This is a genomic window from Rhizobium sp. NZLR1 (genome assembly GCF_017357385.1).
Classification (GTDB): domain Bacteria; phylum Pseudomonadota; class Alphaproteobacteria; order Rhizobiales; family Rhizobiaceae; genus Rhizobium.
This window is the reverse complement of the sequence record NZ_CP071633.1, coordinates 583,826-610,190: the sequence shown is the minus strand read 5'-3', so window position 1 is coordinate 610,190 and position 26,365 is coordinate 583,826. Positions and strand designations below refer to the sequence as shown.

Below are 26,365 nucleotides of genomic sequence, written 5' to 3'. Positions count from 1 at the left end.
CTCGCTATCGAATGCTTGCCCAAGCGCAGCAACGAAACTCTGCGGAGCAGGATATTCCACCGGCGAAGTCGGCATTCGGTCTCCTGACATTATCCCGATTCATGCCTTCAAGGCGGTGGTCATCTCACGCGCGGACAACACCTTCATGACGCTTAGATCGGCGTTGTCTCATTCGCCGACTGATTGGCCCGATCACTTGCTCCGAGGCGGGCCAATACGGGTCCGGAAAACGGCCGACCTGACCATCTCAGCACGTCGCTCCACCTCTGAGGCGAACAATCTGACGTCATCGCGCTTCATCTTTGCGTCACGCGTCGCGGAGTGACCAACCGGATTGGCATGTTGCCTTCGAAGGCCCGGCTGCTGCGCTCCACGCCCGCCGCGTTTTTGTCGCCGTCCAATTGAAATTGACTGACCAGATCCCGCAGACGGCCTGCCTCGGAGGACAAAGAGGCGGCAGCAGCCGTCGACTGCTCGACCATGGCGGCATTTTGCTGGGTCGCCTGGTCCATATGATTGACGGCTGTATTGATCTCGGCAAGGCCAGTCGACTGCTCGCGCGCCGATGTGGCAATCGCATCCATGAGTTGGTTGATCTGTACGACGTATTCACCGATCGACTTGAGCGACGTACCGGTTTCGAGAACCAGTTTCACGCCATTTTTCACGTCGGTTGACGACTTTTGAATAAAGCCCTTGATTTCCTTGGCTGCTTGCGCGGCGCGCTGGGCAAGCTCACGGACTTCCTGTGCGACCACTGCAAAACCTTTGCCGGCCTCACCCGCACGGGCGGCCTCAACGCCGGCGTTCAGCGCCAGGAGGTTGGTCTGGAAGGCGATTTCATCGATTGCACCAATGATGTTCGAAATCTGCTCCGAACTGTCCTCGATGCGTCGCATGGCCTGCTCCGCCTCCGACACGACAGCTGCCGACCGCTGCGCGCTGATATCGGCTTCCAGGGCCACATTGCGTGCCTCGTCGGTACGTTTGGACGCCATCGACACATTCGAGGTGATCTCGTCCAAAGCTGCAGCCGTCTCCTCGAGAGAGGCAGCTTGCTGTTCGGTACGCTTGGAAAGGTCCTGCGCGGCAGAGGCAATCTCACCAGTGCCGTTGTCTATGCTGTGCACCGTCTGCAGCACGGCTCCGATCGTCGCCCCCAATTGCCGGAGCGAGGCGTTGAAGTCTTCGCGCAAGCTTTCGTATTCGGATGCAAATTGTTCCGAAAGCTGGAAAGATATGTCGCCTGCTGCAAGCCGCCGGAGGCCTCCGCCCAATGTTGTCGTTGCGAAGCGCAATTGTTCCGCCTCGCGTTCGGCGCGCTGCTGGGCTGCCGCGCGCACTGCTTCGCTCTCGCTGCGGGATGCAGCCGCTTCCGTTTCCAACCTGACGACATTGAGAGCATTCTGGCGGAAGACTTCGACGGCACCGGCCATTTCGCCAACTTCGTCGGCGCGGCCGGCACCGGGTATGTCGCTATCAAGGTCACCGTCCGACAGACGCCTCATGGCGGAGGCGATGCTTCGGATCGGATTGGCGATGCCGAATATCGCAAACACCATGCCAGCCATGGCGATCAGTACGGCCAGCGCTGCGATTGCGGACGTCAACATGAAAGCGGACGTCGCTGAACCATCGCTGGCGGCCACAAACCCTTCAGCCTGGTTGAGAATAAAAGCGACCAGATCGCCCACAGCCTTGTCCACCAGCTCGGATTGAGGTTCCATATTTTCCTTGAAGAAACGGACTGCGTCAGGCTCCTTCCCGCTGTTCTCAAGTGCGATCATTTGCTCTGCCAATTCGCGATATTTGCTCACTTCAGGCTTGAGCTGATTGATCAGTTCGCGCCCTCGCTCGGTACGGACGCCCTTTTCGTATTCGGTGACGACCTTCTCGACCGCGGCGCCGGCGGCATCGATTTTTTGCCGTGCGACGGTCTGCTCCTCCGCTGTATCCTCCAGAAGGTATTGAGCGTAGACCAGTTTCAGCTCGAGGAAGTTGTCCTTGATTTCGCGAGCGGTCACGAGCCGCTGCATCCAGAACGTCCCAATCTGCTCGGTATTGGCACGGAGTGTCGAAATCGTGCTCAGCGAGACATAGGACAGGCCAACCATGAACAGGCTGATGATCGACAGCTTCACGATCAGGGCTTGCTTGATACTGGGGCGCTTCATGCGGGTCTCCTCGAAGATAACTGGTGCGACCGGCTTGCCGGTTAATGCAAAATCTCGCACCAGATTCAAAAATTTAGTATTAACTAAACAACGGATCCGTGCGGTTTCCAGAAATCTTTTGCGCCGGCCGAAACTTCCGCGATTATTTAAACGCACAACGACCCTAAGTTACTGGAAACTCCAGCAATAAAGCAGCCATAACGAGCGAAAATCGGATCTCAATCTCCGAAAAATAACGCTCGGCCGATCGGGCCAGCGCCGGCTGATGAACGATTGGCGGACTGCGTGCTTGCCGCGCGGTCCTGAGCAGACATACTGGATCTATGCAACAGTCAGAAAATCAACCCGCCGCCATCGAAATTGCGCTCTGGCGATATCCCAAGAAGGAACACGACTGGAACCGCTGGGAGCAGTCGCTTTCACAGGCCGAACGGGATCGGGCGACGACCTACCGATTTGAAGGAGACCGAGCCTCGTTCATTGCCGGCCGCTATCTCTTGCGGCGGCTGTTGAGCGGGTCTATCGGGACAGTGCTAGGCAATGTCGTATTGTCTCCGGACAAGTACGGCAGACTAGGAATTGCGGACAGTTATCTGATCCATAGGACGATAGCCGCGATAATGACGACTGCGAGGTAGTTTTCGGCGGTTTTTTCGAAGCGCGTAGCGACCCTGCGGAACTGCTTGAGTCTTGAGAAGCAGCATTCGATGAGGTGGCGCTGGGCATAGAGATGCTTGTCCAGCGGGTATTTTTGCGCACGGGAAGGATTGTTGGGGATCACCGCCACGGCACCTTTATCGGCGATGGCATTGCGCAGGCGATCGCTGTCGTAAGCGGTGTCGCCATGACGATGTCGGCGGATAGGCCCTCGATCAGGGCTTCGGCTTGCGGCGCGTCGCCCTTCTGGCCTGCGATAAGTGTGAAGCGGACCGGGCAGCCGAGACCACGCACAGCCATGTGGATCTTGGTGCTCAGGCCGCCGCGAGAACGGCCAAGGGCCTGATCTTCAGCCCCTTTTTTGCGCCGGCAGCGTGCTGATGGGCGCGGATGATGATGGAATCGACGATCAGGTATTCGAAGTCCGGATCGTCCGACATCGCGGCGAACATGCGCCACCAGATGCCCTTCCGGCTCCAGCGGCTGAAACGGCGGAAGACACTGTTCCACTCGCCGAATACTTCCGGCAGGTCACGCCAGGGTGAGCCGGTACGGACAATCCAAAGCACCGCTTCCACAAACATGCGGTTGTCGCGGCCGGACGAACCGCGCGTGCGCTCGTCACCAATGATGTGATGCGATATCCGCTCCCACTGCTCATCCCGAAGGATCAGACGATCCAAAACACCCATGACTGCCTCCAAAAGACAGTCTTGAATCTGATTTGCTAAGCCTTGGGAATCCCAAGAGTCCACACTTCCTAAGGCTCGAGGATCGTGATACGCCGCAATTCAGCCTCGCCAACACCGACGGGCTTGTGACGGTCGCTGTCGCTTCAGGATGTGATCGCCGGCGATGCTGCAATGCCGATCACGACCAAAGCTGTCGTGGCAAACAGGCTATTCCTGTAAATTCCCGATACAACATTAGAAACATTCAAAAAAACACGCGCCATTCTTGGTCCCTTCCTCACGGATGCGGGCGGAACCTTTGGAGCGGTACAAGCCTTGTCAACATAAGGTGATTATTTTAGTCATCTTTTACCGATGAAATCCACTGCCTCCACACTCCCGAGTAGGTTGCACGCGTCACCGAGGCTCAGCAGGCGCCCTACCTTGCATTTCAACTGCATAGCCGCGACATCGAAGTGGGGAGGGCTCTCGCCGGGACGCTGTTTTTCGCGGGCGATGTGGCTGCAACGACGTTGCTAGATGGGCCCATCAGCCTAACCATTTGACAGATATCCTACAAGTATATATGCAACAAGCATCTTATTGGCGATGCGAGAAAGTGACCGGCATGACATTGAAATCGATGAAGCCGCTGACGCGCGCGCCGCTGCTGCATGTCTCCGTTCAGGAAAGTCTGCGCGCCTATATCGATGACAACGGCCTTGCGCCCGGAACCCTGCTTCCGGCGGAAGGAGAGCTTGCCACCCAGCTCGGCGTCAGCCGCAATTCGCTGAGAGAAGGCATCAAGGCCTTGGAATCGCTCGGCGTGCTGGACACGCGGCGCGGCGTCGGCATCTTCGTGAAGGCATTTTCCTTCGAACCGCTTCTCGACAACCTCGCTTACGGCCTCGGCGGCGCCCTGCGGCAGATCGAGGAGGTGCTTGAAATCAGGCGTACGCTGGAAGTGGGATTGATCGGCAAAACGATCGATGTAATCGGCGAGGAGGACATCGCCGAACTGCGCGCCACCGTCGGTCGAATGCGCGCCCATGCCGAGCGCGGCGAAACCTTTGCGGCAGACGACCAGCTGTTCCACCGGCTGCTGTTTCGCTGCCAGGACAATGAAACGCTCGTACGGCTGATCGACGTCTTCTGGCTCGCCTTCTACAAGGCGTCGGATTTCGTCAACCTTGAAAATCTCGATCCGATGGCGACGTGGCGCGATCATGCCGCGATCGTCGATGCGATCGAGGCAAAGGATCTGGAGGAGGCACGCCGACGCCTGGATCGTCATTACGAGGGTATTGCCCGGGTGATTGCCAACAACAAGACAAGTTCAAACGTGGGAGGAACACATGAAAAGACTGTCTAGATTATCCGTTATCGCCCTCGGCGCCCTGCTGTCGACGGCTGCCGTTCCGGCTCTTGTCGTTTCAGGCACTGCAGCCGAGGCTCAGGCAGCCACGCTGTCCGGCGGCTTCGATGTCGGCCCGGGCGGCTTTCAGGGCAACTTCAACCCGCTTGCGGCGACCGCCGGTTTCACCTGGCTCAGCATCTACTACGAACCGCTGATCACCTATGACGAGAAGTTGCAGAAGGTCGTCGGCGCACTGGCAAGCTCCTACGAGGTCAGCCCGGATCAGACGACCTACACGTTCAAGCTGGCGGACGCCAAATGGCATGATGGCAAGCCCTTCACCGCCAAGGATGCGAAATTCACCATCGGCCTTGCGATGGACGCGAAGACCGGCTCGGTGCTCGCTGCCCGGCTGAAGGGCATATCGTCCGTCGAGACGCCGGACGATCACACGGTCGTCATCAAACTCAGCGCACCCAGCAGCAGTTTTCTCGACACGATGACCAAGGTGATGATGCTGCCCGAGCATGCGCTCGCTTCGATACCGGCCGACCAGCTGGCAAAGAACACTTGGTGGTCCACCGCTCCGATCGGCACCGGGCCGTTCAAATTCACCAAATACGTCTCGGATCAGTATGTCGAGCTTGCTGCAAACACCGATTATCGCGGTGGCAAACCGGCACTGGAACGCGTCATCAACCGCTATTTCGCCAGCCCCGCCGCAGCGATTGCGGCGCTGAGATCCGGCGAGATCCAGTTCACCTATGTCGATTCCAACGACGTGCCGACCTTCAAGGACAACAAGGACTTCAAGGTCATCGAAGGCAACTCTTTCGTCGTCAACTATCTGGGCTTCAATCACGATTCCCCGATCTGGAAGGATGTTCGCGTCCGCCAGGCGGTGATGTATGCGATCAATCGCGATGCCATCATTCAGAGCCTCTATGGCGGCGCGGCCAAGCCAGCCAACTGCGCCTATGTCGCCGAACAGCTGATACCCCAGGGCATCGACACCTATGCCTATGATCCCGAGAAGGCCAAGAAGTTGCTGAAGGACGCCGGCTGGGACCAGATCAACGGCGCCAAGCCGATCACGCTTCTGACCTATTACAGCACGCCGCTGGCCACCAACGTGCTTGCCGCCGTCCAGGCGATGCTTGCGCAGGTCGGCATCAACATCGTTCCGCGCGCCGTCGATGCGCCGACCTATAACAGCATGGTGCTCAATGCGACGCCGGATATTGCCCAGTTCCAGATGGTTTACGCCGGGCTACAGAACGGGCCGGATGCCGGAAGCATCAATGTCGGCATCAACGAGAAGCAGATCCCTCCGGCCGGACCGAACGTCGCCAGAGTTCGCATGCCCGACCTCACCAAGGCACTCGACAGCGCCCTTGCCGAGCCCGACAGTGCCAAGCGGGATGCGGCCTATCAGGACGTCTGCAAGGTGATGAACACGAACCTGCCCTGGGCGACGCTTTGGGTGGCAAACCGCTACGGCATCGTCTCGACAAAGGTGAAGGATTTTGTCTGGACGCCGGCGCCGGGTGGTGGCCCTTACCAGGCCGCCCCGCAGAAATGGTCGATCGCCGAATAGGCGTTTCCGCAAGCCTGGGTGGCTTCGGCCACCCTGATAGGACGGCCTGACAATACGGATTGACGATGCTTCGATACAGTCTTAGACGCCTGATCATAGGGGTAGGCATGCTCGTTGCCCTGAGCATGCTGATCTTCCTGCTGCTGCGCCTGACACCCGGCGATCCGATCGATGCCTATATCGATCCGAACCTGCCGATGTCGCCGTCAGATCTTGCCGATCTGCGCAGAAACCTCGGACTCGACCAGCCCTTGCCCGTCCAGTATCTGGGTTGGCTGCAGCAGGCGTTGACCGGCAATCTTGGCTATTCGATCAAGCGCCTCGACCAGCCAGTACTCAGCCTGGTGCTGTCGCGGATCGGACCTACGGTGCTGTTGATGGGCACCGCACTTGCCGTCGCCATCGTCCTCGGCATCGCCTGCGGGGTGATCGGCGCCGTCCGCCGCAATTCGTTCGCCGATCTCTCCTTGTCGGTGGTTGCGCTTGCCGGCATTTCGAGCCCGGCATTCCTCAGCGCACTGATCGGCCTTTATATTTTCTCGGTCCGCCTGCACTGGATGCCGTCGGGTGGCATGCTGACGCCCGGCGAGGAGTTCTCGGTCGGTGATCTCCTTCACCATCTGATCCTGCCGGCCGCCCTCCTGTCCGTCGCGCAAACCGCATTGATCATGCGTTACATGCGCGCTTCGCTGCTCGAAGTTCTGAACCAGGATTACGTGCGCACGGCCCGCGCCAAGGGCGTTCTCGAGTTCTGGGTCATCGCTAAACATGCGTTGCGCAATGCGCTTCTTCCGATCGTCACCCTGATCGGCTCAACCATCGGGCTTGCGATCGGCGGCGCCATCTTCATCGAGAGCGTCTTCAACTGGCCGGGCATGGGGCTTTTGCTCGTCGATGCCGTGCAGACCCGCGACTACCCCGTCATCATGGGAGCGACGCTCGTCATCGGCGCTTGCGTTATCGTCGTCAATCTTCTGACCGACATCACCTATGCGGTTGTCGACCCGCGCATCAAGGTGGGCTGACCATGCTGGCACGCTCCCCCCAACGCCGCAGCCCGGGGCCACTTGCCCGCGCCTCCAGCCGTTTTCTGCTCAACAGCGCGGCCGTTGCCGGCGTTTGCATTGCCATTCCGATGCTGCTGCTGATCCTCTCCTATCCTTTATGGTGGGCTTTCCAGCCGAACGATATCGATCTTCTGGCGATGAACAGCGGCCCGACGGCAACCCACTGGTTCGGAACCGACGGCGTCGGCCGCGATGTCTTTGCGCGCGTACTCGAAGGCGGCAGGATTTCTCTGCTGGTTGCCGTCGCGTCGACCGCCCTTTCCGCGGTCATCGGCTTTCTGTTCGGAGCCATATCGGCGCTTGCGGGACGTTGGACGGACGCGGTCTCGATGCGCTTTGTCGATCTGGTGATGACCCTGCCGCCTGTCATCTTCCTGCTTGTGCTCGCCTCGATTGCCGGCACCGGCATCTGGCCGACCGTGCTCGTCATCTCGCTGCTCTCCTGGCCGCTGCTTGCCCGCATGATCCGCTCCCGGCTGCTGGAATTGCGTGAGCGCGACTTCGTCATGGCCGCCCGCGGCATGGGCGCCGGTATCGGGCATCTGCTCTTCCGCCACGGTCTGCCGAACTCGATCGATATCCTCGTGGTCTACGCAACGCTGCAGATTGCCAATGCCATCCTGCTCGAGGCGGGCCTGTCCTTCCTCGGCCTCGGTATCGCGCCGCCGGCGGCCAGCTGGGGCAACATGCTGAATGCGGCGCGCTCGACGGCCGTACTCGAACAATATCCGTGGCAATGGCTCTTCCCCGGCGGCGCGCTGATCCTTGCCGTGCTTGCAATCAATTTCATCGGCGATGGCCTCAGAGATGCCTTCGACCCGCGTGCCGAACTGAACTGACAATCGAAAGAAGCGAAAATGACCAAATTCAAGGGTGTCGTCCCCCCCGTCGTAACACCGCTCAATCCGGATCTCACCGTCGACTACCCCTCCTATACCCGCGTGCTGGAACATCTGATCGATGCCGGCTGCCACGGCGTATTCGTGCTCGGCTCGACGAGCGAAGTGATCTTCCATGACGAAAAGACCCGCCGCGAAATCATTGAGCATTCCGCCAAGGTGGTGAATGGCCGCGTGCCGCTGATCGTCGGCGTCATCGATCCGGCCACGGATCGGGTCATCGCTCATTCGAAGGTCGCAAAGGCCGCCGGCGCCGACGCAGTGGTGGTAACCGCACCATTTTACACTGTCACCAGCCAGTCCGAGATCCTCGACCATTTCCGTTATGTGAGAGACGCGGTGGATGTACCGCTGATCGCCTACGACATTCCTGTCTGCGTTCACGTCAAGCTGCAGCGCCAGACCGTCGTCACGCTTGCCAGGGAAGGCGCCATTATCGGCCTCAAGGATTCCAGCGGCGACGACGGCAACTTCCGCTATGCGCTCCTCGACCTTGCCGAACACAAGGACGTCTTCCTGATGACCGGTTCCGAGATCGTCGTCGACACAGCGCTATTGATGGGGGCCGACGGCGTTGTTCCCGGTATCGCCAATGTCGATCCGCACGGTTATGTGCGCCTTTGGGATGCCGCGCAGCGCGGCGATTGGGTCGCAGCAAAGAAGGAGCAGGAGCGCCTCTGCCGGCTCTTCGAAATCGTCTGGGTCGCGCAGGGCCGTGTCAGTGGAGGTGCATCGGGTATCGGCGCCTTCAAGGCCGCCATGCAGAGCCTCGGCATCATCGACAGCGCCGTCATGCCGCGACCGCGTGCCTCGCTCAACGATGCGGAAACGGCACGGATCGACGAGATCCTGCGTGCAACCGGCCTGCTGAACTGAGCAAGCCGATGGAACAGACCGCCGGACCGGTACTCGATATCAGGGGATTGCGAACGATCTTCCGCATGCGCGGCGGCGAGATCACCGCGGTCAACGATATCGACCTGACGGTTGCCGCCGGCGAGACGCTGGCGCTCGTCGGCGAATCCGGCTCCGGCAAGTCGGTCACCAGCCTGTCGGTCATGCAGCTGCTCACCCGCAACATCGGTGTGATCGCCGCAGGCAGCATCCGCCTGACCACGCGGTCCGGCGCGGTCCGGGACCTTGTTTCCCTTGATGAAAGGAGCATGCGCGGGATCAGGGGCGACGACATCGGCATGGTGTTCCAGGAGCCGATGTCGAGCCTCAATCCCGTTTTCACCATCGGCGACCAGATCGCCGAACCGATCCGCATCCATCGCGGGGCGGGCCGCAAGGCGGCGATGGACGCAGCCGTCGCCTTGCTTGAAAGCGTCGGTATACCGGACGCCCGGCGCCGTGCCGGCCAATATCCGCACGAATTGTCGGGCGGCATGCGCCAGCGTGCCACGATCGCCATGGCGCTCGCCTGCGATCCGGCGCTGCTGATCGCCGACGAGCCGACCACGGCGCTCGACGTGACGATCCAGGCGCAGATTCTCGATCTGCTTCTCAGGCTGCAGCGCGAGCGCGGCATGGCCATGCTCTTCGTCACCCACAATCTTGGCGTGGTCGCCGAAATCGCCCATCGCGTCGCGGTGATGTATGCCGGCCGGATCGTCGAAGAGGGACCGGTCGGCGAGGTTTTCCGCAATCCGAAGCATCCCTATACGATGGGCCTTCTCGCCTCCATGCCGCGCCTGGGTGACGCGGCGCGGATGAAGCAGGCCGGCGACAAGCTCGCCGCCATTCCCGGCATGGTCCCGAGCCTGATGAACATGCCGAGCGGCTGTGCCTTTTCGCCGCGCTGCAAATTCGCGATCGATGCCTGTAGCGCCGCGGTTCCCGTGCTTGAACAGGTCAATCCGCAGCACCGCAGCCGCTGCATCAGATGGCAGGAGATCTAGATGAGCGCACCGCTGCTATCCGTCCGCGACCTCTCGAAACATTATACTTCCCGCGGTACGCGGCTGAACATTCTTGAGGGCATCTCCTTCGATATCGGCAAGGGGGAAGTCGTCGGACTCGTCGGCGAATCCGGCAGCGGAAAGACCACGATCGGGCGCTCCGTCCTTCGGCTCGTCGAACCTTCGTCAGGCAGCGTCCGCTTCGACGGGAATGAACTCACAGCACTTTCCGCCTCGGCGCTCAGACGGCAACGGCCGCGCATGCAGTATATTTTCCAGGATCCCTTCGCCAGCCTGTCGCCGCGCATGACGATCGGCGAAATCCTGACCGAGGGCCTGAAGATCCAGGGGATCGGCACCTCTCACGACAGGTTGGAACGGGCGCTGTCGGCCTTGGCCCAGGTCGATCTGCCCACTGAGGCGATCAATCGGTACGCGCATGAATTTTCCGGTGGCCAGCGCCAGCGCATCGGCATCGCCCGGGCATTGACCTTATCGCCCGAATTCATCGTCGCCGACGAGCCGGTCTCGGCGCTCGACGTGTCGATCCAGGCGCAGGTGATCAATCTGCTGCGCGAACTGCAGCAGCGGCTTGGCCTTACCATGCTGTTCATCTCGCATGATCTTGCCGTCGTCGAATATATCTGCGACCGGGTGATCGTGCTCTATCTCGGCCGTATCATGGAAATTGCGCCAAGCGCCGATCTCTATGCGAGGCCGCAGCATCCCTATACGCGCGCGCTGCTCTCGGCGATTCCGTCGCCCGATCCGGATGCCCGCCGGAACAGACAGATCCTGAAAGGCGATATTCCAAGCCCGGCCAATCCGCCGAGCGGATGCGTTTTTCGCACGCGCTGTCCGAGCGCGCTCGATGCCTGCGCCGGCGTCGTCCCGCAATTGCGGGAAATCGCGCCCGGCCACGTCAAGGCCTGCATTCGCGACGACTTCGACTGATCCGCCATCTACCGGAGAAAACAGATGAACGCGAAGACGCCACATCCCGCCATCGGCGGAAACTGGGCGAGCCTGCTTTTGCCGATCGCAGCCGATGACAGTATCGAATTCGACAAGCTCGGCGAAGAGATCGATATCCTCATCGATGCCGGTGTCGATGGTATCTATTCGAACGGCACGGCAGGGGAATTCCACAATCAGACGGAGGAGGAATTCGACAGCATCCAGGCGATGCTGGCCGAACGCTGCAAGGCTTCCTCCATGCCATTCGTGATCGGCGCCTGCCAGCCCGACCCGCGGATCATGCTCAATCGCGTCCGCCGCGCCGCCGGGCTCGATCCCCGCGCCATTCAGGTCATATTGCCGGACTGGTGGCCGATCAGCGATGCCGAAGCAGTCGACTTTTTGAAACGGGCGGCCCTCGTCGCCGACGGAATTCCGCTCATCCTCTACAATCCGCCGCATGCAAAACGGGTGCTGGCGCCAAAGGAGTTGGGCATGGTCTGCGCGGCAGTGCCGGAGGTGACCGGCATCAAGCTCGCCGACGGCGACGCTTCCTGGTATGCCGAAACACGCCGGCATCTGTCCGGGCTTTCGCTCTTCGTCCCCGGCCATCATCTCGCAACCGGCATCAAGCAAGGCGTCGCAGCAGGCTCCTTTTCCAATGTGGCCTGCCTTAGTCCCCGCGGTGCTCAGACCTGGACACTCTCGATGCGAAGCGATCTCGACGCCGCACTCGAACTGGAACGACACATCTGCATGTTTATGGACGCGCATATCGTCCCCTTTCGCCAGGATTTCGGCTATTCGAACGCCGCTCTCGACAAGCTTTTGTGTGCCATCGGCAATTGGGGACCGGTGGGCACCCGCTTACGCTCTCCTTATCAATCGATAGACTCGGCAGAAGCGGTCAGGTTGCGACGCATCGCACGCTCCGAACTCCCCGATCTTTTCCCCTGAATTTGCTTAAAGAAGGGGCTTTCCGATATGGCGCAGAACGAAAAGCTCTACCATCCCAGCCGGGCCGATATCTTGCTGGAGGCCTCCTTCAGCAGAACGATGAAGCGGTCGACGTCGCTTTTTTGCGTGCGAAAGGCGGGGGCGCCGACATTCACCGCGGCGATCACGGATCCGTCGAATGCCAGAACCGGCACTGAGACGGAGACGAGTTGCTCGCTGACTTCACCGTAACTCACACAAAATCCCTGGCGGCGGATTTTATCCAATTCAGCAACCAACTTGCTGCGATCCGTGATGGTGCGCTTGGTCAGCCGCGGCAAAGTCTCGGGGATCATTTGCAACTGCACCTGGGGGTGGAGATAGGCGAGAAGCACCTTGTACGAGCCGGCGGTGAGCGGTCGTCTTCGACCGATCACCGCCTGTACCCGCAAGTCGCGCATCGGTTCGAACTTTGCAATGCACAGGGATTCGCCATTGTCGATGATCCTGAGCTGGGTCGTTTCGTTCGCCTTCTGGCCAACTTCTTCAAGAACAGGATTGGCTATTCGCACCAGATCAACCTGTGTCGAGGCGGCAGTCCCGAGAATGATCGCAGTCGTCCCCAGCCGGTAAGTGCCTGTATCGCTCTTCCGCACCAGGCCGCGCCGTTCCAGTGTGCGTAACATGCGCAAAATTCTCGGCTTGGTTTCCCCGAGGTTCTGCGCCACCTCAGTCAATCTGATATCCGGGTTTTTGGCGACATTTAGCAAGACGTCGATGCAGACATCAACAGACTGCACGATATCGCTTTTTGACGGTTGTCTTTTGTCCATGGGACCAGAATTTTTTCCGCGACAGAGGTTGAAGGCATGGCATAGTTTGAAGTTACACCTATCGTAACGCGCTTGTTTTCCGTTTGACAACCCCCTTGAGGGGCCCTTACCAATTTGTGTCGAGAGTGGACGGGAACCTGCTCGTACCGACCAAGCAAGGTCGGCCTAAAAACGCTAAACCGGGATTGAAGAAATGGCCGTAAAAACATTGACGCGAGCAGCTATCGGGCTGTTCGGCACGATTGCTATTCCTGCAATGGTCGTCGCACAGGAAACCCCGCTGACGATCGGGATGTCGACGACGCCGACGACGCTCGACCCCATGAAGACAGTTCGGCGCCCAACAATGCGACCTCGCGCCATATCTGGGACAGCCTCATAAACCTCACCGGAACGTCGGCAAATGCGCCGGAACTCGCCACCGAATGGAAGGTCGTCGACCCTACCCACTGGGAATTCAAGCTGCGAAAGGGCGTGAAATTCCATGACGGCAGCGAGTTCAACGCCGATGACGTCATCGCTTCGCTTCTGCGTGCCCGCGACAAGCCCAGCCAGAGCTTTGCTTCCTACACACGCAATATTGTGAACGTCACGGCCACGGATCTCTATACCATCGTCGTCGAGACGAAGGTTCCGGATCCGATCCTGCTGAATTCCGTCAGCCGAATTCGCATTATCAGCGCCGATTGCAAGGAGGCGCCAGTCCAGGATTTCGACAACGGCAAGTGTGCAATCGGAACCGGGGCATATTCCTTCGTCTCCTATTCGCCAGGCAGCAACCTGACCTTGAAGCGCAATGACAGCTATTTCGCTGGCCCCTCGCACTGGTCGAACGTCACGCTCCGCTTCCTGCCCGACGATGGCGCCCGTCTGGCATCGCTTCTCTCCAACGAGATCGACATTGTCGAAACCCTTCCTGCCGATGGAATGGCACGCGTGGAAGCGAGCGATAATCTGCAAGTCATCAACGGCCTGTCTTCCCGCTTCGTTTATCTTGGCCTCGATGTCAGCCGCGATGTTTCACCTTTCGTGAAGGCTGCGGATGGCTCCGATCTCGACAAGAACCCGCTCAAGGATGAGCAGGTGCGTCGCGCAATGCTGATGTCGATCAACCGGCCGGCAATCGTCGACCGCGTCATGCAGAAGAACGGCACGGTGGCCGACCAATTCGTCGCCCAAGGCTATGCCGGCTATTCCGAAAAAGTCGAGAAGGTGGGCTATGATCCTGCCGCCGCCAAGGCGCTTCTGGCCGAGGCCGGTTATCCGGATGGCTTCAGCCTGACCCTGCATGGTCCCTCTGGCCGTTACGTCAAGGATGCCGAAGTTCTGCAGGCGGTCGGCCAGATGTTCACGCGCATCGGCATCAAATCGAAAGTCGAGGTCCTGCCCTGGTCGATGTATTCGGAAGCCTATTCGAAAGGCGCCTACAGCACCTATTTCGGCTCCTGGGGTGTCAACACCGGCGAAACCACCAATCCGACTGTTGCGCTGGTCGCCACGCGCGACGAGAAAAAGGGGACCGGCAGATATAATGGCGGCGGCGTGTCCGATCCGCAGATCGACGAGGTGCTGGCCAAGGCGAGTTCGACGCTCGATGAAGCTGCACGCGCGCCCCTTCTCCAGGAGCTGTCGATTGAGACCTTCAACAACCTCTGGCTCCTACCGATGCATTACGAAAATGTCGTGCTGGGTGCCAAGAAGACCGTGTCCTACACTCCGCGCGGCGACAAATATACGCTCGCTTACGACGTGAAGCCGGCGGACTGATGCATGTCGTCCAAAAGCGTGCAGCGGTTTTGAGACAAATTAAGATTTGAAGTGCGTCGCATCGATCCATTCGATGCGACGCGGTTTTAAAACAGCAGCATGGGGCCGCACCAGAGCCGTCCCTTTCTTCATCTTCCAGGAGACATTCATGCAGGAACTTGGAACGGGCGAAGCCGTCGCCCGGGCGAAGGCCATCTATGACTATGGCCAGACGGCCATCTTCGCCTCTCAGGCCGATCCCCGCCTCCATATGGTGCTTTATGTGCCACCGACGGCGGCAGATGGCCGCGAGCTCGACCTCCTGGTCGCGGTCCACGGCACCGGGCGCACGTCGGCCATCGACTTCCGCGACGGTTTTGCCGAATTCGGGCTCTACAACGACTGCGCCATCCTTTGCCCAATCTTCCCGGTTGGCGTTCTCGGCGATGGTGCGCGTTCCGGCTACAAGTTCCTTGAGGAAGGCGACATCCGTTACGACCAGGTCGTCCTCGCCATGGTCGCGGAGATGGCCGACAAATACCGCCAGAACTGGTCCAAATTCGCCATGTTCGGCTTCTCCGGCGGCGGGCATTTCGTGCACCGTTTCACCATCCTGCATCCGGAAAAACTCTGGGCGGCATCCATCGGCGCACCTGGTTCCGTCACCCTTCTGGATCCGACGCGTGACTGGTGGGTCGGCATTCGGGATCTGGAGGCGCGCTTCGGCAAGCCCTTCCGGCCCGAAGATCTCGCCAGGGTGCCGGTGCATATGATCGTCGGCGATGCCGATCTGGAGACCTGGGAAATCACCCACAAGCCGGGCGGCAAATATTATATGGACGGCGCCAACGACGCCGGCAACACCCGGCCCGAGCGCCTTGCCGCCCTGGCGAACTCATTCCGCAAAGCGGGTGTCGATGTGACATTCGATCGTGTTCCGGGCGTCTCTCACGACCGGATGAAGGTTCTCGGTCACGTCAAGGCCTTCCTGGCAAAGGTGCTGGAGGAGCGGCTCGCGAAATGAGAAATGCAACGATCGTAGCGCCTCAGCCGGAGGCAGTCGAAGCCGGGGCGGAAGTTCTCGAACGCGGCGGCAATGCCATCGACGCAGCACTCGCCTGTGCTTTCGTCCAAGGGGTGGTCGACCCGCAGATGGCCGGCATCGGCGGCTTCGGCTCGATGCATGTCTACATGCCGAAAAAGGGCGTGCACGAGATCCTCGAATTTTATGCGCGCGCGCCGTTGAAGGCTGCACCGGACATGTGGCTCGACAAGATCAAGCACCAGAGCCGCGACGGCTTCGGCTACGTGCTTGAAGGCAATATTTCCGATATCGGCTACCTTGCCGTCTGCACCCCCGGCTCGCTCAAGGGCTATGAGACCGCGCTGCGCGACTACGGCACCTTCGATTGGGCCGATCTCATCAAGCCGGCCATCCACCTTGCCCGTAACGGTTTCATGATCCGAAACCACATGCACTGGTATTGGGCCAAGGACCAGTCGAACGACGGCTTTGCCAACACGCTCGCCAAGCTGCGCTTTTCTGCAACGGGCCGGAAAACCTATTTCCACGACGACGGCACGCTCAAGAATGTCGGCGACCTGCTCGTCAACAAGGACATGGCCGAGACCCTCGAACGCATCGCGCGAAGCGGCGACTCGGACATTTTCTATCACGGCGAACTGGCCGAACAGATCGCCGACGATTTCAAGACACATGGCGGCTTGATCGATCGGGAGGATCTGGCGCGTTACGAATTATCGAAGGTAGAGCCGGTTTGGGGCGACTACCGCGACAACCGCATTGCTACCTCACCTCCGCCAGGCTCGGGCTTCTCGATGCTCGAACTCCTGCATATCATGGAGCAGTTCGATGTCGGCTCGCTGCAGCATGGCAGCACCGAACATGTCCGCATCCTGTTCGAAGCGATGAAGCGGATGACGATCGACAAGGACGCGCATATGGGCGATCCCGCCTATGTCGACGTGCCCTATGAAAAGCTGCTGTCGAAAGAGCATGCAAAGGCGCATGCCGGCGCGATCAAGGCGGGCGAGATCGCCAGTGTTTCGCGTCCTGATGGCTCACAGCGCGACACTACCCACATCTCGGTGATCGATAAGGACGGCAATGCAGTCGCGATGACCCACACCCTCGGCAGCCCCTCGGGCGCGATCACCGACGGCCTCGGCTTCATGTATAATGGCACGATGAGCCGCTTTAATCCGCTTCCCGGCAAGCCCGGGTCGATCGCACCCGGCAAGCGGCGTCCCAGCTCGGCTGCACCGACGATCGTCTTCAAGGGCGACGAGCCCAGCATCGTCATGGGAGCGCCAGGCGGCAGCTATATCGCGCCGGCCGTTGCGCAATCCCTGATGAACATGATTGATTTCGACATGTCCGTGCTCGAAGCCGTCTCGGCGCCAAGGATTGTAGGGGTGTCAAACACGATCGACATCTGCAATCGGATTCGACACTCTGTCGAAGACGGGCTGCGGGCGCAGGGCTACCAGGTGGCGCGGTCGCCGCAGACATACGCGTTCGCCGCAGTCCACGCGATCAAGATTGACGGCGGCATCTCGAAAGGCGCGGCCGATCCGCAGCGCGACGGGATGGCGATCTCCGTCGGCTAAAGCGTGTCGCGCAAAAGTGCGCAGCGGTTTTGCGACAACGACATGCGTGAAAACAACGACGTCGATCAAAGTGTTACAGCGTCCTTCGCGGCTCTCGGAAGACGCGCGCTGGAGGGAGAGTTCAATGGTCACATCCATTATCAGGCGGTTGATACAGGCGCTGTTCGTCATTGTCGCGATGACGATCATTGTCTTCATCGGCGTCAATGTGATCGGCAACCCGGTCGACATCCTCATCAACCCGGACGCCAATCAGGCGGAGCGGGCACTGGTTATCGCCCATTACGGTCTGGATCAGCCGCTGTGGAAACAGTATCTGCTGTTTCTCCAAGGACTTCTGCATGGGGACTTCGGCAACAGCTTCGTTTATGGGCGGCCGGCGCTGGGTCTGATCCTCGAACGTCTCCCGGCGACGCTCGAACTGGCGATCACGGCTCTCGGCATCGCGCTGCTTTTCGGCTTGCCGCTTGGGCTGTATGCAGGGCTCTACCCCAATCGGATTTCCTCCAAGCTGATCATGAGCGGCTCGATTCTGGGCTTCTCACTTCCGACCTTCTGGGTCGGCCTCATGCTGATCATGGTGTTTTCCGTCGAGCTCGGCTGGTTGCCGACGAATGGCCGCGGCCCAACGCGGGAACTGCTTGGTGCACAATGGTCGTTTCTGACCGGAGACGGCATCCGGCATCTCTTATTGCCGGCCTTCAACCTGGCTCTGTTCAAGACGTCGCTCATTCTTCGGCTGACCCGCGCCGGTGTACAGGAGGTTCTTCCCCAGGACTATGTGAAGTTTGCCCGCGCCAAGGGATTGCGAGAGCGGCGGATCATTTCGGTGCACGTTCTCAAGAACCTGATGATACCGGTGGTGACCATCATCGGTCTCGAGTTCGGCTCACTGATCGCCTTTTCGGTCGTCACCGAAAGCATCTTTGCGTGGCCGGGCATGGGCAAGCTCATCATCGACTCCATCAACCTTCTCGATCGCCCCGTCATCGTCGCCTACCTGATGATGATGGTGCTGCTCTTCGTTGTCCTCAATTTCATCATCGATATCTGTTATACCCTTCTGGATCCTCGGGTCCGGCTGGAAGGAAAGGCTTGACCCCATGGCCGAACCAAACACGCAAGACACAAGCGCTCCAACGCCCGAACCCGGTCGTCTGTCGAAAGGGATCGCGGATTTCTTCAGCTCTCCGGCAGCCGCGATCGCATTCCTCACGCTGGTGATCATCTGTTGCCTGGCGTTGCTCGCGCCATGGATTTCCCCGCAAAATCCCTATGATTTGATGCAGCTCGACATCATGGACGGGCGACTGCCGCCGGGGTCCGAATCCATGACCGGGCTCGTCTATCACCTCGGTACCGACAGCCAGGGCCGCGATATCCTGTCCGGCATCCTCTATGGCCTGCGCACCTCGTTACTGGTGGGCGTTCTGTCGGCTTTCGCTGCTGCCATTATCGGAACCTCTGCCGGGCTGTTCGCCGCTTACATGGGAGGGCGCACGGAAACCGCAATGATGCGGCTCGTCGACCTGCAGCTGTCTTTTCCCACCATCTTGATGGCGCTCATGATGCTCGCCATCCTCGGCAAGGGTGTGTCCAACGTCGTGATCGCACTGATTATCGCCGAGTGGGCGACTTATGCCCGCACGGTCCGCGGCACCGCTCTGGTCGAGCGCGAAAAGGAATATATCGAGGCGGCCCGGATGCTGCGCCTGCCCGGATGGCGCATCCTCTTCAGGCACCTGCTGCCGAACTGTCTTGCGCCGGTCATCGTCATAGCCACCATGCAGATCGCCAGGGCGATCAGCCTCGAAGCAACCTTGTCCATCCTCGGTCTCGGTGCATCCGTGACCGAACCCTCGCTCGGCATGCTGATCTCGACCGGCTACCAGTATCTTCTGACAGGCCTCTACTGGATCAGTTTCTTCCCAGGCATTGCCCTTCTGGTCACGATTGCGGCGATCAATCTCGTCGGCGACCGGCTACGCGATGTCCTCAACCCGAGGAACATGTCATGACCCCGTTGCTGCAAGTGAGCAATCTCGTCACCGAATTCGGCGACGGCAGGGGACGCCCCAGCCTTTGCGCCGTCAATGATGTGTCGTTTACGGTGGAGCGCGGCAAGGTCCTTGGTCTTGTGGGAGAATCCGGATCCGGAAAATCGGTGACCGGCTTCTCGATCATGCGGCTTCTCGATAAACCCGGCCGGGTTGCCGGCGGCAGGGTCATCTTCGACGGCGCCGACATTGCGAAATATTCGGACGAGGAGATGCGGCAGCTACGCGGCAAGCGGATCGCCATGGTATTCCAGGATCCGATGATGACGCTCAATCCGGTCCTGACGGTCGGGACGCAGATGGTGGAAGCCGTCCAGGCACATGAGCGTGTCTCAAAGGATGCCGCCAGGCAGTGGGCGCGGGATGCTTTGGCGCTGGTCGGAATACCAAGCCCTGAAGAAAGGCTTGCCGCCTACCCACATCAGTTTTCCGGCGGAATGCGCCAGCGCGTGGCGATTGCCATCGCGCTTCTTCACAAGCCGGACCTTATCATTGCCGATGAACCGACAACAGCGCTGGATGTGACGATCCAGAGCCAGATCATTTCCGAATTCCAGAAACTCACCGAAGGGGGAAATACGGCGGTGATCTGGATCACCCACGATCTGGCGATCGTCTCAAGATTGGCCGATGAGATCGCTGTCATGTATGCCGGCCGCCTCGTCGAGACCGGACCGGTGGGCAAGGTTCTGACCGATCCCCACCATCCCTACACTGCCGGCCTGATCGCTTCCGTTCCTTCGCAAAACAGACGCGGAGAGCCGCTTCGCCAGATCCGCGGCATGACGCCGGCGATCAACCGCCTCCCACAGGGATGCAGTTTTCGTACGCGCTGTGATCGGGCAACCGACGGCTGTCTGGTCATGCCGGCGCTCATGCCGGAAGGTGATCGCTCCTTCCGCTGCATTCACCCCGTAACGAAAGAGATAGCATGATGACCGCCATGCCCCTGATCGAAGCGAGGAACGTGTCGCAGCGCTTCGGAGCCAAGCCCGACCTGGCCGCCAAGATCGCGCTCAAGCTCAAGCTGGCCAAACCGGCGCCTGTCGTTCACGCACTTGATGATGTCAGCCTCAGCATCCGGCCTGGAGAGGTTGTCGGCCTTGTCGGCGAAAGCGGCTGCGGAAAGTCGACGCTTGGCCGCGCCATTGCAGGGATCACCTCGCCGAGCCAGGGCCACATTCTCTGGAAGGGGATGGACCGAAGCGCCATGTCGAAAGGCGAGCAGCATCAGTTCGGTCTCGCCAGCCAGATGATCTTCCAGAACCCGATGGCGGCTCTCAATCCGCGAATGACCGTCGAGGAGCTTATCTGGGAGGCGCCTCGAACACATGGGCTTGCCCGCTCGACGGAACGCGACGCCTATGTCGACAGATATTTGATGCTGGCCGGTTTCAACCCGGCCATGAAAAAGCGATACCCGCACCAGTTTTCCGGTGGCCAGCGGCAACGCGTCAACATTGCGCGCGCGCTTGCCGTGCAGCCGAAATTCCTCGTCTGTGACGAAAGCGTCGCGGCGCTCGACGTTTCCATCCAGGCCCAGGTCATCAACCTGTTCATGGAACTTCGTGACAAGCTCGACCTGACCTATTTGTTCGTCAGCCATGATCTCGGCGTCGTGGAACATATTTCCGACCGCGTTGCGATCATGTATCTCGGCCGCATCGTCGAAGAGGCGCCCGTCGAGGAAGTTTTCAGGCGGCCCAATCATCCTTACACGAAAGCGCTCTTGGCCGAGGTGCCGCGCATCGAACCCGGCAAACGACAGTTCAAGCCCGTCGATGGCGAACTCCCCAGCCCGATAAACCCGCCGAAAGGCTGTCACTTCCATCCGAGATGCCCATTCGCGATGGACCGCTGTCATATGGAAGTGCCGGTGAAAAAGGAAATTGCACCGGGGCATCTGTCGGCTTGCCATCTCAATGATGAATGATCTCAAACGACAGGACCGCTGACAGCGATCTGTTTGTGCAAGTGGTTCGCGGGTTTGTAGGCGTGGCGTCATCTTGGATGAGTAACGATTTGAGCAAAATTTATCCAGAAGGCCGGCAACTCGACCCCGGCCCTGAGGGAAGGGAAGAATTTTCTGTTGTCGCAAATGAAAAATCTGTTTTACTGATTTTCACTGCTGTGGCTTTAAGGGGGATATTGTCGATGGTGGGGACCCGCAGAGATATTTTGCTTGGTGGTTTGGCGTTACTTGGCGCCGGTGCAGTCGGGAAACCGGCGCTCGCCGCGGCGTCTTCCTATTTTGGTGGCACGATCGTCGATAATGGCGTGACGTTCCGAGGGACCAACTTCGCCAAGATCGACAAACAGTGGCACCGCCAGGTCGTCAAATACTTCAGCAGCGAGCCGATCGGCACCGTCGTCGTCGATACAAGGCACCATTTTCTTTACGTGATTATGGAGAACAAGACCGCCATCCGCTACGGCGTCGGCGTCGGTCGCGAGGGCTTCAAATGGTTCGGCCGCGCCACGATCGATGCCAAATCGCTTTGGCCGCGCTGGACGCCGCCGCCGGAGATGCGCAAGCGCCATCCAGAACTGCCGGAATTCGTGGCGGGAGGCTCCCCGAAGAACCCGCTTGGCCCGCGCGCCATGTACCTGCATCGCGACGGCGTCGACACCGGCTATCGCTTCCATGGCACGCTTGAGCCCTGGAGCATCGGCAAGGATGCCTCCAGCGGCTGTATCCGCATGTTCAACGAGGACGCCATCGATCTTTACCAGCGCTGCCCCATCGGCACGGCCGTACAGGTTCTCCCGCATATCGCCGACCAGGCTGAAAGCACCACTCAGGTCAGCCAAACAACTCCGGTCGAATAAGGAATATCACCCTGATGTCTATCACGACCGGATACACGAGACGCCTTCTTGCTGCGGCCATGCTCCTGGGGCTTGTGGCCTGCTCCACCACAGAAATCGCCTCCCTGGAAGAACCCACCGCAGCGCCGATGACCGGCCAGACCAACGATCCCGCGCCCGGTTTCGAAAAAGTGGCGGCGGGCAGCGAAGAGGATTTTATCCTCAATGTCGGCCGGCGGATCTACTTCAAGCAGGACTCCGCCGCGCTCGATTCCGTCGCCATGGCAACCCTGGATAATCAGGCCAATTGGCTCAATAGGAACCCGACCTGGCTGCTCAAGCTGCAGGGATTTGCCGACGATTCCGGTTCCGCTTCGAAGATGGAGACGCTGTCGCAGAAGCGCGCCGATGCGGCAATGGCCTATCTCACCTCGAAGGGGGTGGACGCCAAGCGCATGTGGGCCAGGGGCTACGGCAACGATCGCGAAGTTCGCGACTGTACGGATCGCTCCTGCAAGGTGCAAAACAGGCGCGTCGTCACCAATCTCCGCACCCAGCCCGACGCGGTCTGATCGCAGATCGAACCAACCAATCGTCTCTGAGAAGACTTACGGTTCAAGGTATCGGCAAGGCCCGGTTGAAGTACAACAAGGGCCTCGCCAGCCTACCGTTAATGTGAAGGTGGCAGCACATAATCGAATGGTAACGGCAGATCGATGACGAACCTGATATCCGCGGCATTCGCCGCCACGACCAGCTGATAGTCGCCCGGTTCGGCCCGAAAGGCACCGGCCCCGACGTCGAAATAAGCGAGATCGCGCGGCAGGATCTTCATTGTGACCGTGCCGGTCTCACCGGGCTGCAGCGATAACTTTGCGAAGGCGCGCAGTTCCTTGTCCGGCCGCTCCACTTTGGTCTTCGGTGAACGCACATAAAGCTGCACCAGTTCCGATCCCGCCCGGTCGCCGATATTGGTCAGATCGACACTGACAGTCACGCCTTCGGCGCCCATTTCGCTGGCCGAAAGCCGCGGCGCACCCCAGTCAAAGCGCGTATAGCCAAGGCCGAAGCCGAAGGGGAAGAGCGGCTCGACGGCGCGTATGTCGTGATGACGGTAGCCGACGAAGACGCCTTCGGCATAGCGTACATGCCCATCCTTGCCGGGATAGACGATGGGATCGCCAGTGATGGCGGAATTGTCGGCCAGCGCCTTCGGGAAGGTCTGCGGCAGGCGCCCGCCGGGCTCGGCATCGCCGAACAGGATATCGGCGACGGCATTGCCCAGTTCCTGCCCCGGATACCAGATCTGCAGCACGGCGCGAACCTTGCCGAGCCAGGGCATTTCCACCGGGCCGCCGGTCTGCAACACGACCACGGTGTTGGCGTTGACAGCCGCAACCCGCTCGATCAGTTCCTCCTGCCGGCCGGGAAGCCGCATGTCGGGCAGGTCCAGACCCTCGGTATCCCATTCGCCATCGCGGCCGACGAAGAGAAGCGCAACATCGGCATTGCGGGCCGTCTCGACGGCTGCCCCGATATCGGCCTCGCCGAGCGGCTTTTCCAGACCGAAACGGACGGCGATGAGGTTGATGCCCTCCCCGCTCGCGGTAGACGGCTCATACTCGACGGTAACCGCATAGTCCCGGCCGGCTTCGAGCGTCAGGGTGCCGCGCTGCTCGTCATTGGCTGTGCCGAAATAGTTCTCGCCGCGCGTCCAGCCATCATGGCCGTCGACCGTCAGCACAGCATCGACGAAGAGCCGCGCCAGGCCGGCATTGGTCATGCCGAAGACATGATCACCGCTCTCCTCGGGCACGAATTGCATCTTCATCCGGGCCGAGAAATCTGCGGGGTCGAGTTCGCCCGACGGCAGCTCGAACCAGAAGAACTCGCCCTTGTCGACGGTCTCGACATGCAGCGGATTGCCCTGACAGCCACGCCCCTTGAAATATTCGACGGTGATCTTTCCCTTGAACACGTCGATCAGACGGTTGTGGCGGCAGCCGACCGCATGGCTGATGCTGTTGGCATTGGAAAGCGCGGCCCGAATGCCTTCGAGCGGGCTAACCGTATAATGCGCCGCCATCTGCGCACTGCCGCCGCCCATGACACGCGCGCTTGCGGCATTGGGGCCAATAACGGCAATCCGGTCGAGCGAGGTCTTGGCAAGCGGCAGGATGCCGTCGTTCTTGAGGAGGACCGCGCCTTCCGCGCCGAGGCGCCGGATCAGTGCCCGGTCTTCAGGCAGATCGATCGCCTGCTCGGTGAGATCGGGCTTCTTCTCGAAGGCGCCGACCCGCTCGAGCAGACGCAACATGCGCCGCGCCGCCGCCCGCACAGTGGCGGCCTCAACCTTGCCCTCGCGCACGGCGGCAACCAGCTTCTCGCCGCGATCGCGCGCCGGACCCGGCATTTCAAGATCGAGACCGGCGTTGATCGTCTCTTCAGTCGAATGCGATCCGAACCAGTCGGACATGACGATCCCGTCAAATCCCCATTCCTCACGCAGCACCTTGGTCAGCAGCCAGTGATGCTCGCTCGTATAGGTGCCGTTGAGGCGGTTATAGGAAGACATGACGGCCATCACGCCGGCGCGGCGGACGGCCTGTTCGAAGGGCGGCAGATAGATTTCGCGCAACGTCCGCTCGTCGATATCGGAGGACATGGTCTGCCGCTCGATCTCGGATTCATTGCCGGCGAAGTGCTTGATCGTCGCCGCGATCCCCTCGCCCTGGACGCCGTCGATATAGGCGACGGCGAGTTCGGCGGTCAGCATCGGATCTTCGGAATAACATTCGAAATTGCGTCCGTTGAGGCCGGAGCGATGGATATTCACCGTGGGCGCCAGCAGTACCGCCGCACCCTTGCTCTTTGCCTGACGCGCCAGCGCCACACCCATCTGCCGGACGAGATCAGGATTCCAGGTGGCGCCGAGGGCGACGCCGACGGGAAAACAGGTCGCCTTGACGCCGGCGACCAGTGAGCCGGCGCCGCGGGCGCCATTCGGCCCGTCTGTCACCTTGATCTTCGGTACGCCGAGACGCTCGACAGGAACGGTCGTCCAGAAATCGGCGCCGGATAGCAGGGAGACCTGCTCCTCGAGCGTCATCTGGTCGAGAATGGAATCGATCATGCAAACCTCCCAAGAAAATCCTTAAACCTACCGATTACTCGGTATTTTTAAGATGTCAATCGGGCAAGCCTGATGTATGGATGAAGAGCACCGGAGAAATCAGTTGAGGCGCGCGCCGATCGCCGCTCCAAGAGGCAGGCAAGAGACGATGGCGGAATTATCAGAACAGAAGACCGGACAGGACGAAAAGCGGCAGCGTCGATCCACCAAGGGCGAAGCCCGCCGCGCGGAAATCCTGACGGCGGCGATGCGGCGCTTTGCCGAAGACGGCTACCAGAATGCCGCCATCGCCGACATCGCCCGGGATGTCGGCCTGTCGCTGCCCGGTCTTCTGCACCACTTCCCGACCAAGGTCGATCTCCTGCTCGCCATCCTCGCCAGGCGCGATCTCGAAAGCGCGGATTTCATCGGGCACTACCGCTCCGATCTCAGCGGCCTGCTCAAGGGCATGATTGCAGTCTTCCGCCGCAACGCCGAAATGGTCGAGGTGGTCAGGGCCTTCGCCATCCTGAATGCTGAGAGCCTGATGAAGGATCACCCCGCCAAGCCATGGTTTCTCGCTCGCGCCACCCAGATGCAGAACGATGTCGCCTCGACCTTCGAACGAGCCATCTCAGATGGCACGATCGACGCCAAGATCGATGGCGAGGCGATGGCCGCCGAACTGATCGCCGTGATGGACGGCCTTCAGATGCTCTGGCTGCGCGATCCCACCCGCTTCGACATGGTCGGCGGCCTGGAAGCCTATGTCGGCCGGCTGTTGGCAAGCCTCGGTTTGGAAGACTGATTGGATTTATCTTCCATCAAGCCGGGCCAACCAGTTCACGATGCCGCTTACGGCTTCGCGATACCTCTGCCCGACCAGCAAACCCGTATATCTCGCACCCTGAATATCTATACGTGCCGCCAATGTGCCGCGCTGTCGCCCGGCCTCGTCCTCA

Annotated in this window: 20 protein-coding genes and 4 pseudogenes; 20 read left to right on the top strand and 4 right to left on the bottom strand. The window is 60.2% G+C overall.

The window, feature by feature from the left end; genetic code table 11:
- Positions 1-296: 296 nt before the first annotated feature.
- Positions 297-2,174, bottom strand: coding sequence for a HAMP domain-containing methyl-accepting chemotaxis protein (locus tag J3O30_RS25300; protein ID WP_207584526.1), 1,878 nt, complete (start codon positions 2,172-2,174; stop codon positions 297-299).
- Positions 2,175-2,497: 323 nt separating this feature from the next.
- Between J3O30_RS25300 and J3O30_RS33365 the strand changes: the two are divergent.
- A pseudogene (locus J3O30_RS33365) lies at positions 2,498-2,755 on the top strand (phosphopantetheinyl transferase); the annotation flags it as partial.
- An 8-nt stretch (positions 2,756-2,763) separates the two neighbouring features.
- Here J3O30_RS33365 and J3O30_RS25295 read toward each other — a convergent pair.
- Positions 2,764-3,523 (bottom strand): annotated as a pseudogene (locus tag J3O30_RS25295) (IS5 family transposase).
- Positions 3,524-3,591: 68 nt separating this feature from the next.
- Here J3O30_RS25295 and J3O30_RS33360 point away from each other — a divergent pair.
- The 9 genes and pseudogenes from J3O30_RS33360 to J3O30_RS25255 form a co-directional block, all read left to right on the top strand.
- A pseudogene (locus tag J3O30_RS33360) lies at positions 3,592-3,678 on the top strand (phosphopantetheinyl transferase); the annotation flags it as partial.
- Positions 3,679-4,130: 452 nt separating this feature from the next.
- Positions 4,131-4,874 carry a FadR/GntR family transcriptional regulator gene (locus J3O30_RS25290; RefSeq protein ID WP_207584525.1) on the top strand — a complete coding sequence of 248 codons (744 nt, stop codon included), beginning with the start codon at positions 4,131-4,133 and terminating at the stop codon, positions 4,872-4,874.
- Positions 4,858-6,456 (top strand): ABC transporter substrate-binding protein, encoded by a 1,599-nt coding sequence (locus tag J3O30_RS25285; RefSeq protein ID WP_207584524.1) that lies wholly within the window; start codon positions 4,858-4,860, stop codon positions 6,454-6,456. Before J3O30_RS25290 ends, J3O30_RS25285 begins: the two co-directional genes overlap by 17 nt.
- A 65-nt stretch (positions 6,457-6,521) precedes the next feature.
- The gene (locus J3O30_RS25280; RefSeq protein ID WP_207584523.1) at positions 6,522-7,481 is read left to right on the top strand and encodes an ABC transporter permease; all 960 of its coding nucleotides are present in this window, start codon (positions 6,522-6,524) and stop codon (positions 7,479-7,481) included.
- Positions 7,482-7,483: 2 nt separating this feature from the next.
- The gene (locus tag J3O30_RS25275; protein ID WP_207584522.1) at positions 7,484-8,362 is read left to right on the top strand and encodes an ABC transporter permease; all 879 of its coding nucleotides are present in this window, start codon (positions 7,484-7,486) and stop codon (positions 8,360-8,362) included.
- An 18-nt stretch (positions 8,363-8,380) separates the two neighbouring features.
- On the top strand, positions 8,381-9,298 hold the full coding sequence (locus tag J3O30_RS25270) for a dihydrodipicolinate synthase family protein (RefSeq protein ID WP_207584521.1): 918 nt from the start codon (positions 8,381-8,383) through the stop codon (positions 9,296-9,298).
- A gap of 8 nt (positions 9,299-9,306) precedes the next feature.
- Positions 9,307-10,323 (top strand): ABC transporter ATP-binding protein, encoded by a 1,017-nt coding sequence (locus J3O30_RS25265; protein ID WP_207584520.1) that lies wholly within the window; start codon positions 9,307-9,309, stop codon positions 10,321-10,323.
- Positions 10,324-11,277, top strand: coding sequence for an ABC transporter ATP-binding protein (locus J3O30_RS25260; RefSeq protein ID WP_207584519.1), 954 nt, complete (start codon positions 10,324-10,326; stop codon positions 11,275-11,277).
- A 24-nt stretch (positions 11,278-11,301) separates the two neighbouring features.
- Complete coding sequence (locus J3O30_RS25255) at positions 11,302-12,237, top strand: dihydrodipicolinate synthase family protein (protein WP_207584518.1); 936 nt, start codon at positions 11,302-11,304, stop codon at positions 12,235-12,237.
- 47 nt (positions 12,238-12,284) lie between these two features.
- Here the strand turns inward: J3O30_RS25255 and J3O30_RS25250 are convergent, their stop codons facing one another.
- Positions 12,285-13,049, bottom strand: a complete 765-nt coding sequence (locus tag J3O30_RS25250) for an IclR family transcriptional regulator (protein WP_207584517.1) — start codon at positions 13,047-13,049, stop codon at positions 12,285-12,287.
- 193 nt (positions 13,050-13,242) lie between these two features.
- Between J3O30_RS25250 and J3O30_RS25245 the strand changes: the two are divergent.
- The 9 genes and pseudogenes from J3O30_RS25245 (at position 13,243) to J3O30_RS25205 (ending at position 22,863) form a co-directional block, all read left to right on the top strand.
- Positions 13,243-14,816, top strand: a pseudogene (locus J3O30_RS25245) (ABC transporter substrate-binding protein).
- 148 nt (positions 14,817-14,964) lie between these two features.
- Entirely contained in the window at positions 14,965-15,819 is an 855-nt protein-coding gene (locus tag J3O30_RS25240) for an alpha/beta hydrolase (protein ID WP_207584516.1), read from the top strand.
- Complete coding sequence (gene ggt, locus J3O30_RS25235) at positions 15,816-17,426, top strand: gamma-glutamyltransferase (RefSeq protein ID WP_207584515.1); 1,611 nt, start codon at positions 15,816-15,818, stop codon at positions 17,424-17,426. The genes J3O30_RS25240 and ggt overlap by 4 nt, the downstream gene beginning before the upstream one ends.
- 124 nt (positions 17,427-17,550) lie before the next feature.
- The gene (locus tag J3O30_RS25230) at positions 17,551-18,525 is read left to right on the top strand and encodes an ABC transporter permease (RefSeq protein ID WP_065282810.1); all 975 of its coding nucleotides are present in this window, start codon (positions 17,551-17,553) and stop codon (positions 18,523-18,525) included.
- Between the two features lie 4 nt (positions 18,526-18,529).
- Positions 18,530-19,444, top strand: a complete 915-nt coding sequence (locus J3O30_RS25225; RefSeq protein WP_207584514.1) for an ABC transporter permease — start codon at positions 18,530-18,532, stop codon at positions 19,442-19,444.
- Positions 19,441-20,418, top strand: coding sequence for an ABC transporter ATP-binding protein (locus J3O30_RS25220; protein ID WP_207584513.1), 978 nt, complete (start codon positions 19,441-19,443; stop codon positions 20,416-20,418). The genes J3O30_RS25225 and J3O30_RS25220 overlap by 4 nt, the downstream gene beginning before the upstream one ends.
- On the top strand, positions 20,415-21,416 hold the full coding sequence (locus J3O30_RS25215; RefSeq protein WP_207584512.1) for an ABC transporter ATP-binding protein: 1,002 nt from the start codon (positions 20,415-20,417) through the stop codon (positions 21,414-21,416). Before J3O30_RS25220 ends, J3O30_RS25215 begins: the two co-directional genes overlap by 4 nt.
- Before the next feature lie 221 nt (positions 21,417-21,637).
- Positions 21,638-22,312 (top strand): L,D-transpeptidase, encoded by a 675-nt coding sequence (locus J3O30_RS25210; RefSeq protein WP_207585187.1) that lies wholly within the window; start codon positions 21,638-21,640, stop codon positions 22,310-22,312.
- A 14-nt stretch (positions 22,313-22,326) separates the two neighbouring features.
- Positions 22,327-22,863 carry an OmpA family protein gene (locus J3O30_RS25205; protein WP_207584511.1) on the top strand — a complete coding sequence of 179 codons (537 nt, stop codon included), beginning with the start codon at positions 22,327-22,329 and terminating at the stop codon, positions 22,861-22,863.
- A 98-nt stretch (positions 22,864-22,961) separates the two neighbouring features.
- On the opposite strand, the gene J3O30_RS25200 is transcribed toward J3O30_RS25205, so the two are convergent.
- Complete coding sequence (locus J3O30_RS25200; RefSeq protein WP_207584510.1) at positions 22,962-25,424, bottom strand: beta-glucosidase; 2,463 nt, start codon at positions 25,422-25,424, stop codon at positions 22,962-22,964.
- 148 nt (positions 25,425-25,572) lie between these two features.
- Between J3O30_RS25200 and J3O30_RS25195 the strand changes: the two genes are divergently transcribed.
- Positions 25,573-26,211 (top strand): TetR/AcrR family transcriptional regulator, encoded by a 639-nt coding sequence (locus J3O30_RS25195; protein ID WP_207584509.1) that lies wholly within the window; start codon positions 25,573-25,575, stop codon positions 26,209-26,211.
- Positions 26,212-26,365: the final 154 nt, after the last annotated feature.

What these genes read in the sequence shown, in the direction of transcription:
- J3O30_RS25300 (WP_207584526.1), bottom strand. Translation starts at nt 2,174, where the DNA reads ATGAAGCGCCCCAGTATCAAGCAAGCCCTGATCGTGAAGCTGTCGATC.
- J3O30_RS25290 (WP_207584525.1), top strand. Translation starts at nt 4,131, where the DNA reads ATGACATTGAAATCGATGAAGCCGCTGACGCGCGCGCCGCTGCTGCAT.
- J3O30_RS25285 (WP_207584524.1), top strand. Translation starts at nt 4,858, where the DNA reads ATGAAAAGACTGTCTAGATTATCCGTTATCGCCCTCGGCGCCCTGCTG.
- J3O30_RS25280 (WP_207584523.1), top strand. Translation starts at nt 6,522, where the DNA reads ATGCTTCGATACAGTCTTAGACGCCTGATCATAGGGGTAGGCATGCTC.
- J3O30_RS25275 (WP_207584522.1), top strand. Translation starts at nt 7,484, where the DNA reads ATGCTGGCACGCTCCCCCCAACGCCGCAGCCCGGGGCCACTTGCCCGC.
- J3O30_RS25270 (WP_207584521.1), top strand. Translation starts at nt 8,381, where the DNA reads ATGACCAAATTCAAGGGTGTCGTCCCCCCCGTCGTAACACCGCTCAAT.
- J3O30_RS25265 (WP_207584520.1), top strand. Translation starts at nt 9,307, where the DNA reads ATGGAACAGACCGCCGGACCGGTACTCGATATCAGGGGATTGCGAACG.
- J3O30_RS25260 (WP_207584519.1), top strand. Translation starts at nt 10,324, where the DNA reads ATGAGCGCACCGCTGCTATCCGTCCGCGACCTCTCGAAACATTATACT.
- J3O30_RS25255 (WP_207584518.1), top strand. Translation starts at nt 11,302, where the DNA reads ATGAACGCGAAGACGCCACATCCCGCCATCGGCGGAAACTGGGCGAGC.
- J3O30_RS25250 (WP_207584517.1), bottom strand. Translation starts at nt 13,049, where the DNA reads ATGGACAAAAGACAACCGTCAAAAAGCGATATCGTGCAGTCTGTTGAT.
- J3O30_RS25240 (WP_207584516.1), top strand. Translation starts at nt 14,965, where the DNA reads ATGCAGGAACTTGGAACGGGCGAAGCCGTCGCCCGGGCGAAGGCCATC.
- ggt (WP_207584515.1), top strand. Translation starts at nt 15,816, where the DNA reads ATGAGAAATGCAACGATCGTAGCGCCTCAGCCGGAGGCAGTCGAAGCC.
- J3O30_RS25230 (WP_065282810.1), top strand. Translation starts at nt 17,551, where the DNA reads ATGGTCACATCCATTATCAGGCGGTTGATACAGGCGCTGTTCGTCATT.
- J3O30_RS25225 (WP_207584514.1), top strand. Translation starts at nt 18,530, where the DNA reads ATGGCCGAACCAAACACGCAAGACACAAGCGCTCCAACGCCCGAACCC.
- J3O30_RS25220 (WP_207584513.1), top strand. Translation starts at nt 19,441, where the DNA reads ATGACCCCGTTGCTGCAAGTGAGCAATCTCGTCACCGAATTCGGCGAC.
- J3O30_RS25215 (WP_207584512.1), top strand. Translation starts at nt 20,415, where the DNA reads ATGATGACCGCCATGCCCCTGATCGAAGCGAGGAACGTGTCGCAGCGC.
- J3O30_RS25210 (WP_207585187.1), top strand. Translation starts at nt 21,638, where the DNA reads ATGGTGGGGACCCGCAGAGATATTTTGCTTGGTGGTTTGGCGTTACTT.
- J3O30_RS25205 (WP_207584511.1), top strand. Translation starts at nt 22,327, where the DNA reads ATGTCTATCACGACCGGATACACGAGACGCCTTCTTGCTGCGGCCATG.
- J3O30_RS25200 (WP_207584510.1), bottom strand. Translation starts at nt 25,424, where the DNA reads ATGATCGATTCCATTCTCGACCAGATGACGCTCGAGGAGCAGGTCTCC.
- J3O30_RS25195 (WP_207584509.1), top strand. Translation starts at nt 25,573, where the DNA reads ATGGCGGAATTATCAGAACAGAAGACCGGACAGGACGAAAAGCGGCAG.